The sequence below is a fragment of the Nocardioides thalensis genome (assembly GCF_013410655.1).
In the GTDB taxonomy this organism is placed as follows: Bacteria; Actinomycetota; Actinomycetes; order Propionibacteriales; family Nocardioidaceae; genus Nocardioides; species Nocardioides thalensis.
In genome coordinates this window covers 1815564-1829858 of record NZ_JACCFP010000001.1, presented here as the reverse complement: position 1 = coordinate 1829858, position 14295 = coordinate 1815564, and the positions used below count along the sequence as shown (strand labels likewise).

General features: G+C 73.2%; 17 protein-coding genes. 8 read left to right on the top strand and 9 right to left on the bottom strand.

From position 1 onward, the window contains the following. Position 1: 1 nt before the first annotated feature. Genes HNR19_RS08980 through dut form a run of 4 tightly spaced genes read right to left on the bottom strand, consistent with a single transcriptional unit; the run spans position 2 to position 2301 of the window. Complete coding sequence (locus tag HNR19_RS08980) at positions 2–784, bottom strand: DUF3159 domain-containing protein (RefSeq protein WP_343047118.1); 783 nt, start codon at positions 782–784, stop codon at positions 2–4. Further along, positions 781–1137, bottom strand: a complete 357-nt coding sequence (locus HNR19_RS08975; protein WP_179667595.1) for an OB-fold nucleic acid binding domain-containing protein — start codon at positions 1135–1137, stop codon at positions 781–783. The genes HNR19_RS08980 and HNR19_RS08975 overlap by 4 nt, the downstream gene beginning before the upstream one ends. Before the next feature lie 13 nt (positions 1138–1150). Continuing rightward, positions 1151–1804, bottom strand: a complete 654-nt coding sequence (locus HNR19_RS08970) for a DUF3710 domain-containing protein (protein ID WP_179667594.1) — start codon at positions 1802–1804, stop codon at positions 1151–1153. After that, a complete protein-coding gene (gene dut / locus HNR19_RS08965; protein ID WP_281366555.1) occupies positions 1801–2301 on the bottom strand; it encodes a dUTP diphosphatase in 501 nt (166 codons plus the stop codon). The genes HNR19_RS08970 and dut overlap by 4 nt, the downstream gene beginning before the upstream one ends. A 66-nt stretch (positions 2302–2367) precedes the next feature. Here dut and HNR19_RS08960 point away from each other — a divergent pair, with 66 nt between their 5' ends. Together HNR19_RS08960 and HNR19_RS08955 are read left to right on the top strand one after the other, a co-directional pair. Then, a complete protein-coding gene (locus HNR19_RS08960; RefSeq protein WP_179667592.1) occupies positions 2368–2841 on the top strand; it encodes a DUF3093 family protein in 474 nt (157 codons plus the stop codon). Between the two features lie 20 nt (positions 2842–2861). Continuing rightward, entirely contained in the window at positions 2862–3161 is a 300-nt protein-coding gene (locus tag HNR19_RS08955; RefSeq protein ID WP_179667591.1) for a DUF4235 domain-containing protein, read from the top strand. A gap of 53 nt (positions 3162–3214) precedes the next feature. Here the strand turns inward: HNR19_RS08955 and HNR19_RS08950 are convergent, their stop codons facing one another. The 3 genes from HNR19_RS08950 to HNR19_RS08940 form a co-directional block, all read right to left on the bottom strand. After that, on the bottom strand, positions 3215–3505 hold the full coding sequence (locus tag HNR19_RS08950; protein WP_179667590.1) for a DUF4193 domain-containing protein: 291 nt from the start codon (positions 3503–3505) through the stop codon (positions 3215–3217). Between the two features lie 119 nt (positions 3506–3624). Beyond that, entirely contained in the window at positions 3625–4410 is a 786-nt protein-coding gene (locus HNR19_RS08945; protein WP_179667589.1) for an inositol monophosphatase family protein, read from the bottom strand. Further along, entirely contained in the window at positions 4407–5432 is a 1026-nt protein-coding gene (locus HNR19_RS08940) for a ferrochelatase (RefSeq protein WP_179667588.1), read from the bottom strand. The genes HNR19_RS08945 and HNR19_RS08940 overlap by 4 nt, the downstream gene beginning before the upstream one ends. A gap of 33 nt (positions 5433–5465) precedes the next feature. On the opposite strand from HNR19_RS08940, the gene HNR19_RS08935 reads away from it, so the two are divergent. From HNR19_RS08935 to HNR19_RS08925, 3 genes are read left to right on the top strand one after another with little or no spacing between them, the layout of a single operon-like run. Next, positions 5466–6689: an MFS transporter gene (locus tag HNR19_RS08935; protein WP_179667587.1), complete on the top strand. Its 1224-nt coding sequence runs from the start codon at positions 5466–5468 to the stop codon at positions 6687–6689. Beyond that, a complete protein-coding gene (locus tag HNR19_RS08930; RefSeq protein WP_179667586.1) occupies positions 6652–7977 on the top strand; it encodes a D-arabinono-1,4-lactone oxidase in 1326 nt (441 codons plus the stop codon). The genes HNR19_RS08935 and HNR19_RS08930 overlap by 38 nt, the downstream gene beginning before the upstream one ends. Beyond that, positions 7974–8363 carry a YchJ family metal-binding protein gene (locus tag HNR19_RS08925; RefSeq protein WP_179667585.1) on the top strand — a complete coding sequence of 130 codons (390 nt, stop codon included), beginning with the start codon at positions 7974–7976 and terminating at the stop codon, positions 8361–8363. The genes HNR19_RS08930 and HNR19_RS08925 overlap by 4 nt, the downstream gene beginning before the upstream one ends. On the opposite strand, the gene HNR19_RS08920 is transcribed toward HNR19_RS08925, so the two are convergent. Continuing rightward, on the bottom strand, positions 8353–8907 hold the full coding sequence (locus tag HNR19_RS08920) for a GNAT family N-acetyltransferase (protein ID WP_179667584.1): 555 nt from the start codon (positions 8905–8907) through the stop codon (positions 8353–8355). The genes HNR19_RS08925 and HNR19_RS08920 overlap by 11 nt on opposite strands. A gap of 89 nt (positions 8908–8996) precedes the next feature. Here HNR19_RS08920 and HNR19_RS22335 point away from each other — a divergent pair, with 89 nt between their 5' ends. The 3 genes from HNR19_RS22335 (at position 8997) to HNR19_RS08905 (ending at position 13451) form a co-directional block, all read left to right on the top strand. Next, positions 8997–10325 (top strand): M14 family zinc carboxypeptidase, encoded by a 1329-nt coding sequence (locus HNR19_RS22335; RefSeq protein WP_218910193.1) that lies wholly within the window; start codon positions 8997–8999, stop codon positions 10323–10325. A 125-nt stretch (positions 10326–10450) separates the two neighbouring features. Beyond that, positions 10451–11377: a septation protein SepH gene (gene sepH, locus HNR19_RS08910; protein ID WP_179667583.1), complete on the top strand. Its 927-nt coding sequence runs from the start codon at positions 10451–10453 to the stop codon at positions 11375–11377. A 52-nt stretch (positions 11378–11429) separates the two neighbouring features. Then, the gene (locus tag HNR19_RS08905; protein WP_179667582.1) at positions 11430–13451 is read left to right on the top strand and encodes an SDR family oxidoreductase; all 2022 of its coding nucleotides are present in this window, start codon (positions 11430–11432) and stop codon (positions 13449–13451) included. 10 nt (positions 13452–13461) lie between these two features. Here HNR19_RS08905 and HNR19_RS08900 read toward each other — a convergent pair whose 3' ends face one another. Further along, positions 13462–14274: a sulfurtransferase gene (locus tag HNR19_RS08900; RefSeq protein WP_179667581.1), complete on the bottom strand. Its 813-nt coding sequence runs from the start codon at positions 14272–14274 to the stop codon at positions 13462–13464. Between the last annotated feature and the right edge of the window lie 21 nt (positions 14275–14295).

Here is a 14295-nt window from a genome sequence, read left to right as displayed (position 1 = left end):
CCTACCCGGACTCGGCCTCCGGCTCGGGCTCCAAAGGCGTGGCGTTGCGGGCGAGCAGCCAGATCATCGCGCTCCACGAGGCGATGCGCAGCACCCAGCCGAGCCCGAGCCGCAGCACGGCGATGATCGACACCGCGAGATCGGTGTCGATGACGTCGTTGTGGCCGAGCAGCCAGACCGGACCCTGGAGCAGCACGCCGATCGCACCCGGCAGCAGCATCACCCAGGTGAGCCGGCTGCACAGCTTCACGACCTGCTTGTCGGCGTGCCAGCCCACGGGATCATCGGTCGCGGCGCCGAGCATGAACCCCAGGATCGGCCACCCCGCCAGGCACGAGCCGGCGAGCACGATCGTGTAGGCGCCGCTGTAGAGGATGCCGGGCAGGAAGAACGCCAGGGCCTGGTCGGACGCGTCGCCGCCGGAGCTCTCGGCCCAGCGCACGAACACCCAGCCGATGCCGATGCCGAAGATCGCGTTGAAGACGTACTGGACCGGGCCGCGCTGGAGCAGCCGCACGAGCAGCGCGATGCCGGCGATCGCGAGGCTGCCGATCAGCGCCCACTGGAGCTCCTTGGTCGGGAGCCAGACGGCGGTGAAGACCAGTCCGGGGATGCCGGCCTCCAGCATGCCGCGCTTGCCGCCCAGCGAGTCGGACAGCTGCTTGCGGACCAGCGCCTCCACGGTGTCGACGCCGATCTTCTTGCCGGCCTCCGCGGACAGCGGGTGCTCGACGTGCTCCTCGGCGGGGTCGGCGCGGTCGACGCGGTTGGCCTCGTCGCTCACAGGAGCTCGTACCTCGGGTTGTAGATGACCCGGTCGCCGTCGTGGCTGCCGATCCGGCCGGACACCTCGATGGCGCGCCCGGGGCCGATGCCCGCGATCCGGCGGCGGCCCAGCCAGACCAGGGTGAGGGTCCCGGTGCCGTCGTAGAGCTCCGCCTCGAGGGCGGGTACGCCGCCGCGCGGGCGCAGCGTCACGGTGCGCAGGGTGCCGCGCAGCCGCACCGGCGTGCGGTCGGGGGCGCTGTCGATCGAGTCCTGCTCGCCGCTGGCGAACGTGCGGCGCAGGTCGCGGGCCTCGGCCTCAGCGGGGTTGGCCCAGCGGCTGATCGTGCGGCGCAGGCGGCTCTTGGTCACCCTGTCCCCCGGGTCACTCGGTGGTGGCGTCGTCGTCGCTCGGGGCGACCGGGCGCACGCCCTCGGGCAGCGCGATCGGGAGCTGCTCGCCGACCGGCATCGCCTGGGCACCGCGGCGGACGGCGACCTTGGTGATCGCCTCCTCCCACTCCGCGGACTCCTCGGGGTTGCGGGCCGGCTCGCCGATGAGGGTGGCGCGCAGCAGCCAGCGCGGGCCGTTGATGCCGATCACGCGCGAGGTCTGCTTGCCGCTCGCGCCGTCGGCGCGCTTCACCTGGAGCTCGCACACGAGCTCGGTGCCGAACCGCCCCTCGCGCTCGGTCGCCGTACCGCCGCGGCGCGACGCGTCGGCGGCGATCTGCGGCCGGATCTCGCTCCAGAGGTCGCCGTTGCGCGGGGCGGCGTACGCCCGCAGCTCCAGGGCACCGGTCTTGCCGGCCAGCATCACCGAGCGCACCGAGCCGGTCTTCTGGTCGACCTGCACCCGCAGGTCGCGGCCCTCGCTGGGCGCTACCAGGAGGGCGCCGAGGTCGATGCGGTTGGTGCCGTCGTCGGGCAGGTCGTCCACGTCGTAGGGACCGTCCGGGACCGCCTCGCCGGAGGTGGCCTCTTCGGCGGCGTCGTCGACGACGGACGTCTCCTCGTCGGACTTGCGACGGAACCTCACGAGCTGCTCTCCTCCATTGAACTGAATCCCCCTGTAGAACCGTAGCCCCCCGAGCCACGCACGCTCTCCGGAAGGTCGTCGACCGGCACGAAGGCCGCTCGCTCGAACCGCTGGACCACCAGCTGCGCGATCCGGTCGCCGCGCCGCAGCACGATCGGCTCGACCGGGTCGTGGTTGATCAGCAGCACCTTGATCTCCCCGCGGTAGCCCGCGTCGATCGTGCCCGGGGTGTTGACGATCGACAGCCCGTGCCGGGCGGCGAGCCCGGAGCGCGGGTGCACCAGCGCGACGTAGCCGTCGGGCAGCGCGATGGCGATCCCGGTCGGCACCAGCATCCGCTCCCCCGGCTTCAGGGTGACGTCGACGGTGGTGACGAGGTCGGCGCCGGCGTCGCCCGGGTGGGCGTACGACGGCAGCGGCAGGTCGGGGTCGAGGAGCCGGACCGCGATCTCGAGGTCGGCGGCGGGCAGGTCGGGCTGGTCGGGCTCGGCGGGCAGCGGCACGGCAGAACCGTAACGACCCCGGGCAACGCCCGCCCACCGGTCGGATGGGAACATTCACCCGTGAGCGACGGGCCGACCAGCGACTACCACGAGCGGCTCGGCGTGCCGCTGCGCTGGTGGGCCCAGGGCACGATGCTCGTCGCCAGTCTCTGGCTCGCCATGATCGTGGCCTTCCAGGAGAACGACCCGACCCCGTGGATCGCCACCGGCGTCGCGTTCACGCTGCTCGCCGTGTGCCTGTTCTGGTACGGCGACGCGCGGGTCGTGGTGGAGGACGGCTGGTTCCGCGCCGGCCGGGCCCGGATCGAGGCCAAGTACGTCGGCGACGTCGCCGCCCTCGACGCCGAGCAGACCTGGCGGGTCGCCGGCCCCGAGGCCGACGCCCGCGCGTTCCTGCTGCTACGGCCCTACCTGAAGCGGGCGGTCCAGGTGCACATCGTCGACCCGGCCGACCCCACGCCCTACTGGCTCGTCAGCTCCCGGCACCCCGAGGCGCTGGCCGACGCGCTGGCCACCCTGCCGCGCGAATCCTGAGACGCACTAGTCTCGAAGGCATGGCAAAGGACAGCTCCAAGGTCTGGTCGGTCTTCTCGCTCGCTGCCGCCCTCGGCGGTGCCGCCGTGGCACGCAAGGCGCTCGACGCCGGCTGGAAGGCCGGCACCGGGAAGCAGCCACCGGAGAACCCGGCCGATCCGGACGTCCAGATCTGGGAGGCGGTCGCGTGGGCCGCGACCACCGGCGCCGCGGTGGCGCTCGTGCGCATGCTCGCTCAGCGCAAGGCCGCGAACTACTACCTCAAGTCGACCGGCGAGCTGCCGCCGCCGCTGCGGAAGGACACGCCCCTCAACGCGTAAGGGGCCTCGGTTTCGAGTCTCGGCCGTGGCCGGCCTCGCGCCTCGACCAGCGGCTAGGCGCAGTCGCGGCAGATCATCTTCTTCTCGTCAGCCAGCTGGCTGCGGTGGTGGACCAGGAAGCAGCTCATGCAGGTGAACTCGTCCTCCTGCTTGGGCTTCACCTCGACGGCCAGCTCCTCGTGGGAGAGGTCGGCGCCCGGGAGCTCGAACGACTCGGCGGCCTCGGTCTCGTCCTCGTCGACCTTGCCGGAATTCTTGTCGTGGCGGCGCGCCTTGAGCTCCTCGATGCTCTCCTCGGACTGCTCGTCCTCGTTCTTGCGCGGTGCGTCGTAGTCGGTCGCCATGACAGTCGCTCTTTCCCCTCGGGCCCGCCGGGTCGCGGCGCGGCAGATTGTGCACTATCCGGGACCACCTGCAAACAGCGGTCCGGATGCGAGTCGTCGGAACAGTCCGAGCGCGCAGGCTATTCCCGCGCGAAACCGGCCCTTCTGACGGCCTCCAGGAGCTCGTCGAACCCGTGATCCGGACCACAGACGACGAGGTCGTTGCCGGCTGCTCCCGGCAGCACGACCGTACGTGCTCCCGCAAGCCCGGCGATGAACGCGCCCGCTGCGTGGTCCCACAGGTTGACGCCCTCCTCGACGTATCCGTCGAGGGCTCCCTCGGCGACGTGGCAGAGCTCCAGGGCGCAGGACCCGTGCCTGCGGATGTCGCGGACGACGGGCAGCAGCCGGGTGACGCTGGCGGCCTGGATCTCGCGGACCTCCGCCCGGTAGGAGAAGCCGGTGGCGAGCAGCCGCTGGGAGAGCGGCGCCGGGCCGCGGACCCGCAGCGGGGTGCCGTCGCGGGTCGCGCCCTCCTCCGCCGCGCCGCGGTAGCAGTGCCCCTTGGCGACGTCGAGGACGACGCCGGCGACGACCACCCCGTCGACCTCGGCAGCGATCGACACGGAGTACTCCGGCAGCCCGTAGAGGAAGTTCACGGTCCCGTCGATCGGGTCCACGATCCAGCGCACGCCCGACGTGCCGGCGACGTCGTCGCCCTCCTCGCCGAGCACCGCGTCGTCCGGCCGGGCGCCCAGCAGCCGCGCGCGGATCAGCTCCTCGGCGGCCCGGTCGGCCGCGGTGACCACGTCGACCTCGCTCGACTTGGTGTCCGCCACCGTCACGCCGCGGGCGGCGTACCGACTGATCAGCGCGCCGGCCTCGGCCGCGACCTCGACGGCGAGGTCCGCGAGCTCCGCGCTCATCGGGCGGCCGCCGTCCGCGGGAGGCAGCACTGCGTCGAGCAGTAGCCGCGCAGCGCTCCGGGCTCGGCGCGCCGCAGCGCCAGCTCGCGCAGCGCGGCCACGAAGCCCGGCGCGGTCCCCGGCGTGCCCGCCCGTACGGCGCGCAGGCCGAGCCGCTCCGCCGTGGCGAGCGCCTCGGTGTCGAGGTCGTAGACGACCTCCATGTGGTCGGAGACGAAGCCGACCGGCACCAGCACGACCGCCTCGACCCCCTCCCCGTGCACGGCCTCGAGGTGGTCGTTGACGTCCGGCTCGAGCCACGGGGTGCGCGGCGAGCCGGAGCGCGAGCAGAAGACCAGGTCGTGCTCGTGCGCAACGCCCGTGCGCGCCTCGACCAGGTCGGTGACGACGTCGGCGATGGCCCGGTGCTGGGCGAGGTAGGCACCACCGCCGCCCTCGACCGGACCGCTCTCCTCGTTCATCGCGTCCGGGATCGAGTGCGTGACGAAGACCAGCCGGGCGGCGGCCCGCTGCTCCTCGGCCAGCTGGTCGAGCGCCCGGAGGGTGCTGTCGACGACGGAGTCGACGAAGCCCGGGTGGTCGAAGTAGGGGCGCACCTTCTCCAGCACCGGCGCCCCGGGCACCTCGGCGACCGCGGCCTCCAGGTTGTCGAGGTACTGCCGACAGCTCGACCACGACGAGTAGGCACTCGTCGCGACGACCGCGGCGCGCCGTACGCCGTCCTCCGCCATCTGCCGCACCACGTCGGTCAGGTAGGGCGCCCAGTTGCGGTTGCCCCAGTAGACCGGCAGGTCGATCCCGGCGTCGGCGAGGTCGGCCTCGAGAGCGGCGAGGAGCGCGCGGTTCTGGTCGTTGATCGGCGACTTCCCGCCGAACAGGAAGTAGTGCTCGCCCACGACCTCGAGCCGCTCCCGCGGGATGCCCCGGCCGCGGGTCACGTTCTCGAGGAACGGGACCACGTCCTCCGGCTTCTCGGGTCCCCCGAAGGACAGGAGCAGGATCGCGTCGTACGGATTCGGCACGTGGTCATCGTAGGGAGGAAGATCAGACCTACGATGCTCGACTCCTACCGCCGGATCTTCACCCGGCCCACCGCCCTCTTCAGCCTGACCGGTCTGGTCGCCCGGCTGCCGATCTCCATGGTCGGCCTCGGGATCGTGCTCCTGGCCGAGCACGCCACCGGCTCCTACGCGTTCGCCGGCGCGGTGTCCGCGGTCGCGCTGATCGCCAACGCCCTGTTCGCGATCGTGCAGGGACGGCTCATCGACCGGCTGGGCCAGGGCCTGGTGCTCTCGGTCGCGATCACCACCTGGGGCGTCGGCCTGGCCGGCGCGATGTGGTCGATCGAGGCCGACTGGCCGCGGTGGACGACGTTCGCGCTCGCGGCCGTCGCGGGCGGCGCCTTGCCGTCGGTCGGCACGTGCGTGCGCGCCCGGTGGGCACACGCGCTGAAGGACGACCCGTCCCGGCTGGACACCGCGTTCTCCTTCGAGGCCGTCGCCGACGAGACCGTGTTCCTCGTCGGCCCGATCCTGGTGACGATGCTCGCCACCGCGGTCGACCCGCTCGCCGGTCTCGCCGCCGCCCTGGTGTTCGGCATGGCCGGCACCTACGCGTTCGTGGGGCTCCGCTCGACCGAGCCGCCGATCGAGCGGTCCGACGACGCCGGTACGGCGCGGCCGCCGATGCCGTGGGCCGCGATCATCCCGCTCACGGTCCTGGCCGCGGCCCTCGGGCTGCTGTTCGGCGCCGCGGAGGTCACCACCGTCGCGTTCGCCGACGAGGAAGGCTCGAAGGGCGCGTCCGGCTTCCTGCTCGCCGTCTGGGCGCTCGGGAGCCTCATCGCCGGGCTCGTGTCGGGTGCGATCTCGTGGAGGAGCGGGCCCATCGTGCGGCTGCGCTGGGGTGCCCTCGGCATGGCCGTCGCGATGGCCCCGCTCGTGCTGGTGCCCTCGATCCCGGTCATGTTCGTGGTGCTGCTGATCGGTGGCCTGGCGATCTCGCCCACGCTGATCGCGGCGATGTCCCTCGCCGAGCAGGTGCTGCCGCCGGCCCGGCTGACCGAGGGCATGGCCTTCGTGCAGACCGGCATCGCGGCCGGCCTCGCCCCGGGCGCCGCCATCGCCGGCCTGGTCATCGACGAGGCCGGCGCGTCGCCGGCCTACCTCGTCTGCGTGGCCGGCGGCGTCATCACCCTGCTCGCCGCGTTGGCGACCCGGGTGCCCACTAACGTTCGGTCCCATGACGTCGCGCAGGCCGGGGAGCGGGAGCTGGCGTAGCTGGTCGGGCCTCGAGGCGGCCGACGGGCTGGAGCTGCTCCGACCGAGAAGTGCCGCGGAGGTCGCCGCAGAGGTGCGACGGGTGCGCGCCGCCGGCGGCACCCTCAAGGCGCTCGGCACCGGCCACTCGTTCACCGCGATCGCCCGCCCCGAGGGCAGCGCGATGCTGCCGCACGGCATGGTCGGGATCACCTCCGTCGACCGCGAGGCGATGACGGTCACCGCGCGGGCGGGCACGCCGCTCAAGGTGCTCAACGCCCAGCTCGAGGCGCTCGGGCTGAGCCTGCACAACATGGGCGACATCGCCGAGCAGACCCTCGCCGGCGCGACGTCGACCGGCACCCACGGCACCGGCGGTCGCGCCGCGGGCCTCTCCGCTCAGCTGGTCGGCCTCGAGCTGGTCGACGGCACCGGGACGCTCCTCCGTGCGACGCCCGACGAGAACCCCGACGTGCTCGACCTCGCCCGGGTGGGCCTCGGCGCCCTCGGGGTGATCACGACCGTCACCTTCGCCGTCGAGCCGCTGTTCCACCTGCGGGCGACGGAGGAGCCGATGTCGTGGGCCGAGGGGCTGGACCGCTTCGACGAGCTCGCGGCGTCGTACGACCACGTCGACATGTACTGGTTCCCCCACACCGACCGCCTGCTCACCAAGCGCAACGAGCGTGTGGGCACGGACCCCGCCGTCGCCGACCCGCTCCCCCGCTGGCGCGCCTGGCTCGACGACGACCTGCTCTCCAACACCGTGTTCGGTGCCCAGACAGCAGTGCTCAACCACGCGCCCCGGGTGATCCCGCGGGCCAACCGGCTCGCCGCACGCCTTTTCGGGCCCCGCACCTACACCGACGTCGCGCACCGGGTGTTCACGACCGAGCGCCGGGTCCGCTTCCGGGAGATGGAGTACGCCGTGCCCCGCGCCGTGGGCCTCGACGTGCTGCGGGAGTGCCGACGGGTGATCGACCGGTCGGGGCTCACCGTGTCATTCCCGGTCGAGATCCGGGTGGCACCGGCCGACGACGTACCGCTGTCGACGGCGTACGAGCGCGACTCGCTCTACCTGGCGTTCCACACCCACCACCGCACCGACCACGCCCGGTACTTCGCCCTCGTCGAGCAGGTGCTCAAGGACGCGGGAGGACGGCCGCACTGGGGCAAGCTGCACACCCGGCAGGCCGACGGCCTCGCGGAGCTCTATCCCCGCTTCGACGACTTCCTCGCGCTCCGCGACCGGCTCGACCCGGACCGGGTGTTCACGAACGCCTACCTGCGGCGGGTGCTGGGGGCGTGACCCGCGGTGGCTGCCCGTGCGGTTCCGGCGATCGGTACGACGCCTGCTGCGGCGCGCTGCACGCGGGCCTCCGCCGCGCGGCGACCGCGGAGGAGCTGATGCGGTCGCGCTACAGCGCGTTCGTCGTCCACGACGAGGCCCACGTGCTCCGGACCTGGCACCCGGCGACGCGCCCGGAGGTCGTCGACTTCGACCCGGACCTCACGTGGACCGGTCTCGAGGTGGTGTCGAAGGAGGCCGGCGGGCCGGAGGACACGAAAGGCGTCGTCGAGTTCCGGGCGTCGTACGTCGTCCGCCGCGAGCCGGGCGCCGTGCACGAGGTGAGCCGCTTCCTGCGGACCGGCGGGGCGTGGCTCTACGTCCGCGGGCGTCTCGTCAGCGAGTGACCGCCGCGGTACGGGCGTCGATCCAGTACCGCCGCTTGATGCCGCGCACGTCCTCCAGGACCCCGCCGTTCCGTTCGATTGTCGCCGCTGACGGCAGGTTGTCGTCGTCGCACGTGACGAGCACCCGGTCGATGCCGAGGCGCTGCCCCGCGTCGCGCACGGCGAGGGCGAGCGCCCGCGAGGCGTGGCCCCGGCGGCGCGCGGAGGGCCGCACGGAGTAGCCGATGTGGCCGCCCTGCTCGAGGAGGAAGTCGTTGAGCCGGTGCCGGGTGTTGAGGAAGCCGACCAGCTCGCCCGGCTCCTCCTCGCTGCCCTCCGCGATCCAGAAGAACGTCGACCCGACCCGCGTGGACGGCGGGTCCGCCGGTGGCTCGTGCGCCAGGACGAGGTCGACGAACGCGGCGCAGTCGCCCTCGCCGTACGGCGGCGGCTCCTCGGCCCACCAGTAGCCGGACCCGTGCGCCTCGTCCCAGCCGCCGAAGTCGGCCATCATGGCCGCCCAGGCGCGGGCGAGGCGGGCGTCGGGACGGACCAGCGCTGTCATGCACCCATCCCACCAGCCCGCCCGGTCGCCCACCATCGATTTCCCGGAGACGTGGACGCTCCTGCGCCACCGACCTACGCTCGCGGGTCATGACTCCCCGGCGGATCGCCGCGCCCCTGCTGCTCGCCCTGCTGGTCCAGCTGGTCCAGGTGGCCCTGGCGGCCGGACCCGCGCGCGCGGCCGAGCCCGACAACGTGACCAGACCGAGCGTCAGCGGCCCCGGCACCCTGGGCACGACGCTCACCGCCGACCCCGGCACGTGGACCGGCGAGGACCTCACGTTCGCCTACCAGTGGCTGCGCGACGGCGACCCGATCGGCGGCGCCACCGGCACCACCTACGAGATCCGCGCCGCCGACGTGCGGACCCGGCTCGCCGTACGCGTCACCGCCTCCGACCCGACGGACCCCGGCGCGCCCGGCACCGCGACCAGCGAGCGCCGATGGGTGCCGGCGGTCCCCACCACGACCGTCCTCCGCGCCCCGGAGCGGACCACGGCGCGCGAGACCATCACGCTCCGGGTGCGGGTCGCGGCCGGGCCGGTCGACGGCCCGACCGGGACCGTCGTCGTGTACGACGGCCGCACGCGCGTGAAGGGCGAGCGCCTGCGCCCCGGCCACCTGGGTCGCATCGAGGTCCCGGTCCGGGTGCGCACCAAGGGCGTGCACCACTACCAGGTGCGCTACGAGGCGACCGGCCCGACGACCTCCTCCCGCTCCGAGCGGGTCGCCGTGACCGCGGATCCGGCGTACGTCACCCGCAAACGGGTGATCGGCCGCTCCGTCCGCGGCCGGGCGATCACCGCCTGGTTCCGCGGCGACCCCGAGGCCGAGCACGTGCTGCTCCTGCTCGGCCAGATGCACGGCGACGAGCCGGCCGGGCCCCGCACCGCGTGGCACGTCCGCGACCACCTCCGCCCGAAGTCGGGCACGGCGCTGTGGGTGGTCCCGACGATGAACCCCGACGGCGCCGCCCGGCACACCCGGCGCAACGCCCGCGGCGTCGACCTCAACCGCAACTGGCCGACCAGCGGCTGGACCTCGGCGGGCAAGGGCAGCCGCTACTGGGGCGGCCCGCGGCCGGCGAGCGAGCCGGAGACCCAGGCGATGATCGCGTTCCTGAGGAAGATCAAGCCCGACTACATCGCGTCCATCCACCAACCGCTCTACGCCATCGGGCGGTCCGGCCAGGACGTCGCGTGGGAGAGGCGCCTCTCGCGCAACCTGAACCTGCCGCGCAAGCACCTCGGCGTGGGCACGCCCTCGGGCAAGGTCTCGCCGACGATGACCGGGTGGTACAACGCGCGGCTCGGCGGCCACGGGGTCGCGACGACGATCGAGTACGGCTACTCCCCGACGACCCACTACGTCACCGAGGTCGCCGGCAAGGGGACCCTGCGCGCGGCGCTCGTCTACTGATCCTGAGGAAAATGTCGACATCTCAACACGCCGCGAGCCGCCACGATCGAGCGCGGTCCGCGGCGTAGGCTCGCGTCCACCGCAGGAAGACAGCAGCAACCAGCAGCGACACGGACGGGACATCGATGGCGCACCTCAAGCTCTCCGGAGTCAGCGCTGACGGCCGCCTGTTGCTCCTGTTCGACGAGGACGGCGAGGGCTACACCGTCGAGATCAGCCCCACGTTGCGCCGTGCCGTCGATCAAGCCCTCCGCACCGGCCCCCGCGGTGACACTCCACCTCGAACGGAGCCCACGATGAGCAGCACCCTCCGCCCGCGCGACATCCAGGACCGGATCCGGTCCGGAGAGACCCCGGAGGCGGTGGCCACGGCCGCCGGCACGACCGTGGAGGCGATCATGCCGTTCGTCGTGCCGGTGCTGGCCGAGCGCGAGCACGTCGCCCAGCGCGCCCAGCGGTCGTCGGTACGGCGCGCCGCGGGCGACGGCGGCACGCCCGGCGCCCGCGTGCTCGAGGACGCAGTGACGGCGCAGATGCGCAGCAACGACACCAAGCCCGACACCGTCACCTGGGACTCCTTCCGCCGCGAGGACGGCCGCTGGACGCTCACCGCGTCCTACGACGCCCCGCGCCGCTCGGGCACGGCGCACTTCACCTACGACGCGCCCGGCAACTACGTGACCGCCGACGACGACGACGCCCGCTGGCTCATCGGCGACCTGCGACCCGCACCCGCCGCCCCGGCGCCCGCCGACGACCTCCAGCAGGCCCGCCAGCGACGCCTGGCCGCGGTCGGCACCGACGAGCTGCCCTTCGCCGACGACGCCCTCGACCTGGTCGGCACCGACCCCGACCAGTTCACCGGGCCCGCGGCCGACACCACGCCGGCCGCCCCCGAGCCGCCAGAGGAGGCTCCCGCCGCCTCCGAGGAGCCGCCCGCCGCCCAGCAGGACGACCCGGCCGACGCGCGCCAGCGTCGCCCGGTGCAGAAGAAGCGCGGCCGCGCCTCGGTCCCGAGCTGGGACGAGATCATGTTCGGCGGCGAGAGCTAGCCACCACGTAAGCAGGCCCCACGAGAGGCCGATCCGGGAGTAGCGTGCCCGCATGTCGTACTTCGTGACGGGCGCCACCGGCTTCATCGGACGCAACCTGGTCGAGGAGCTGGTCGACCATCGCGACGGGCCGGTCTTCGTCCTCGTCCGCCGGTCGTCCCTGCCGCGCATCGAGGCGCTGATGCGCCAGTGGGACTCCAGCCGGGTCCAGCCGGTGGTCGGCGACCTCTCCCAGCCCGGCCTCGGCGTCGATCCGGCGTGGATCACCGAGCACGCGGGCTCGATCGACCACTTCTTCCACCTCGCGGCGATCTACGACATGACCGCCGACGACGCGACCAACGACGCGATGAACGTCGACGGGACCCGCAACGCGCTCGACCTCGCCGAGCAGCTGCGGGCCGGCTGCTTCCACCAGGTGTCGTCGGTCGCCGCGGCCGGCGACTACCAGGGGGTGTTCGACGAGTCGATGTTCGAGGAGGGCCAGCCGCTGCCCTCGCCGTACCACCGGACGAAGTACGAGTCCGAGAAGCTGGTCCGCGACGAGGCGACCGTCCCGTGGCGCGTCTACCGGCCCGCGATCGTCGTCGGCGACTCCCAGCACGGCGCGATGGACAAGGTCGACGGGCCCTACTACTTCTTCCCGCTGATCAAGCGGATGCGCGACGTGCTGCCGGCCTGGTTGCCCCTGGTCGGCATCGACCTCGGCGACACCAACGTGGTGCCGGTCGACTACGTCGCCAAGGCGATGGACCACCTCGCCCACCTGCCCGGGCGCGACGGCGAGGCGTTCCACCTCGTCAACCCCGAGCCGCAGCCGGTCGTCGACCTGATCAACGCGTTCTGCGCGGCGGCGGGAGCGCCGCGGTTCGCCGTACCCATCGACCGGTCCGTGACCGCCGGTCCGCTGTCGATCCTGCCGCCGGCGCTGCGGCCGATGCAGCTGGTCAACGCCGTCATCCGCACCGCGCCAGCCCAGGCGATCCTCGAGCAGACCATCGGCCGGCTCGGCGTGCCGCCCGAGGTGCTCTCGCACACGGCGTTCACGGCGCGCTTCGACTCCCGCGCCACCGAGGCGGCGCTGGCCGGGTCGGGCATCGCGGTCCCCGACCTCGAGTCCTACGCGCGCGTGCTCTGGACCGGCTGGGAGGAGAACCTCGACACCTCCACCGGCCGCGACCCGAAGGCGCGGGCGGCGCTCAAGGACAAGCACGTGGTGATCACCGGCGCCTCGTCCGGCATCGGCAAGGTCACCGCGCTCAAGGTGGCGCAGGCCGGCGGCATCCCGGTGCTGGTCGCGCGCGGCAAGGACAAGCTCGAGGAGACCAGGACCACGATCGAGCTGCGCGGCGGGAAGGCGTACGTCTTCGCCTGCGACCTGTCCGACATGGACGCCATCGACCGCCTCTGCGAGGAGCTGTCGCGCGAGCTGCCGTCGGTCGACTACGTCGTCAACAACGCCGGCCGGTCGATCCGCCGGTCACTGAAGCTGTCGGAGGACAGGTTCCACGACTTCGAGCGCACGATGCAGCTCAACTACTTCGGCGCGATCCGCCTGGTCATGGGCCTGATGCCGAAGATGCGCGAGCAGCGCTCCGGCCACATCGTCAACATCTCCTCGATCGGCGTGCAGACCAACCCGCCGCGGTTCTCGGCGTACGTCGCCTCCAAGGCGGCCCTCGACTCGTGGAGCAACGTGGTCGCGTCCGAGGTGATCGGCAACGGCATCTCGTTCACCAACGTGCACATGCCGCTGGTGCGGACGCCGATGATCGCGCCGACCAAGCTCTACGACAAGTTCCCGACCATCTCGCCGGCGCAGGCCGCCGACGTCGTGATCCGGGCGCTCGTCGACAAGCCGCACGAGATCAACACGCTGCTCGGCAACGTGGGCGCCGTCGCGCACACCGTCGCGCCGAAGGCGGCGTTCCGGGTGCTCAACATGGCCTACCACGTGTTCCCCGACAGCGCGGCCGCCCGCGGCAAGAAGTCCGGCGGCACCGCCGAGGCCCCGGCGGGCCGCGAGTCGGAGCAGGCGCTGATGGCCAACGTGTTCCGCGGCATCCACTGGTAGGGCGCGGCGATCAGCCCCGCTCGACCGGTCGCTCCGGGTCGGTGATCCAGCCGCTCCAGCTGCCGGGGTAGAGCGCGGCACGCACGCCGAGCAGGTCGAGCGCCAGCACGTCGTGGGCCGCCGTCACCCCCGAGCCGCAGTAGACCGCGACGGTCCCGCCGCCCAGCGCCCCGACCTCGTCGTACGCCGCCCGCAGCCCGGCGAGGTCGCGGAAGCGGCCATCGGCGGCGAGGTTGCGCGCCGTCGGCACGTTGACCGCGCCCGGGATGCGCCCGGCGACCGGGTCGACCGGCTCGGTCTCGCCCCGGAACCGCTCCGGCGCCCGCGCGTCGACCAGCACGTCGACGTCGCGCACCTCGTCGGCGTCGACGACCGGCTGGCGACCCGGCTCCGCGACGAAGTCGCCCGGCGCGACCGGTCCGCCCGGGCCCGTCTCGACCGCTCCACCCGACGCGGTCCACGCCGGCCAGGCGCCGTCGAGCACCCGCACGTCGCGGTGACCGTGGTGCCGCAGCAGCCACCAGCACCGGGCGGCCGCGTGGCCCGCCCAGTCGTCGTAGACCACGACGGGCACCTCGCGCCGTACGCCGGCGGCCCGCATCGCCGCCGCGAAGGCCTCCGGCTCCGGCAACGGATGCCGCCCGCCCGCGCCCGGCGGGGCGGCGAGCGCCGTGTCGAGGTCGACGTAGGCCGCACCGGGGACGTGCCCCGCCGCGAACGCCTCGCGCCCCGACGGACCGCTGCCACCCATCCGGTAGCGCACGTCGAGCACCGTCACGGTCCCGAGCAGGTCCGACAGCTCCGCGGCGGAGATCAGCGACATGCGGCGACCCTAGATCAGCGA

Bases quoted from the DNA above. Each gene is read 5' to 3' on its own strand.
- HNR19_RS08950 (WP_179667590.1), bottom strand. From the start codon at position 3,505: ATGGCGACCGACTACGACGCACCGCGCAAGAACGAGGACGAGCAGTCC.
- HNR19_RS08945 (WP_179667589.1), bottom strand. From the start codon at position 4,410: ATGAGCGCGGAGCTCGCGGACCTCGCCGTCGAGGTCGCGGCCGAGGCC.
- HNR19_RS08900 (WP_179667581.1), bottom strand. From the start codon at position 14,274: ATGTCGCTGATCTCCGCCGCGGAGCTGTCGGACCTGCTCGGGACCGTG.
- HNR19_RS08955 (WP_179667591.1), top strand. From the start codon at position 2,862: ATGGCAAAGGACAGCTCCAAGGTCTGGTCGGTCTTCTCGCTCGCTGCC.
- sepH (WP_179667583.1), top strand. From the start codon at position 10,451: ATGGCGCACCTCAAGCTCTCCGGAGTCAGCGCTGACGGCCGCCTGTTG.
- HNR19_RS08905 (WP_179667582.1), top strand. From the start codon at position 11,430: ATGTCGTACTTCGTGACGGGCGCCACCGGCTTCATCGGACGCAACCTG.
- HNR19_RS08920 (WP_179667584.1), bottom strand. From the start codon at position 8,907: ATGACAGCGCTGGTCCGTCCCGACGCCCGCCTCGCCCGCGCCTGGGCG.
- HNR19_RS22335 (WP_218910193.1), top strand. From the start codon at position 8,997: ATGACTCCCCGGCGGATCGCCGCGCCCCTGCTGCTCGCCCTGCTGGTC.
- HNR19_RS08930 (WP_179667586.1), top strand. From the start codon at position 6,652: ATGACGTCGCGCAGGCCGGGGAGCGGGAGCTGGCGTAGCTGGTCGGGC.
- HNR19_RS08935 (WP_179667587.1), top strand. From the start codon at position 5,466: ATGCTCGACTCCTACCGCCGGATCTTCACCCGGCCCACCGCCCTCTTC.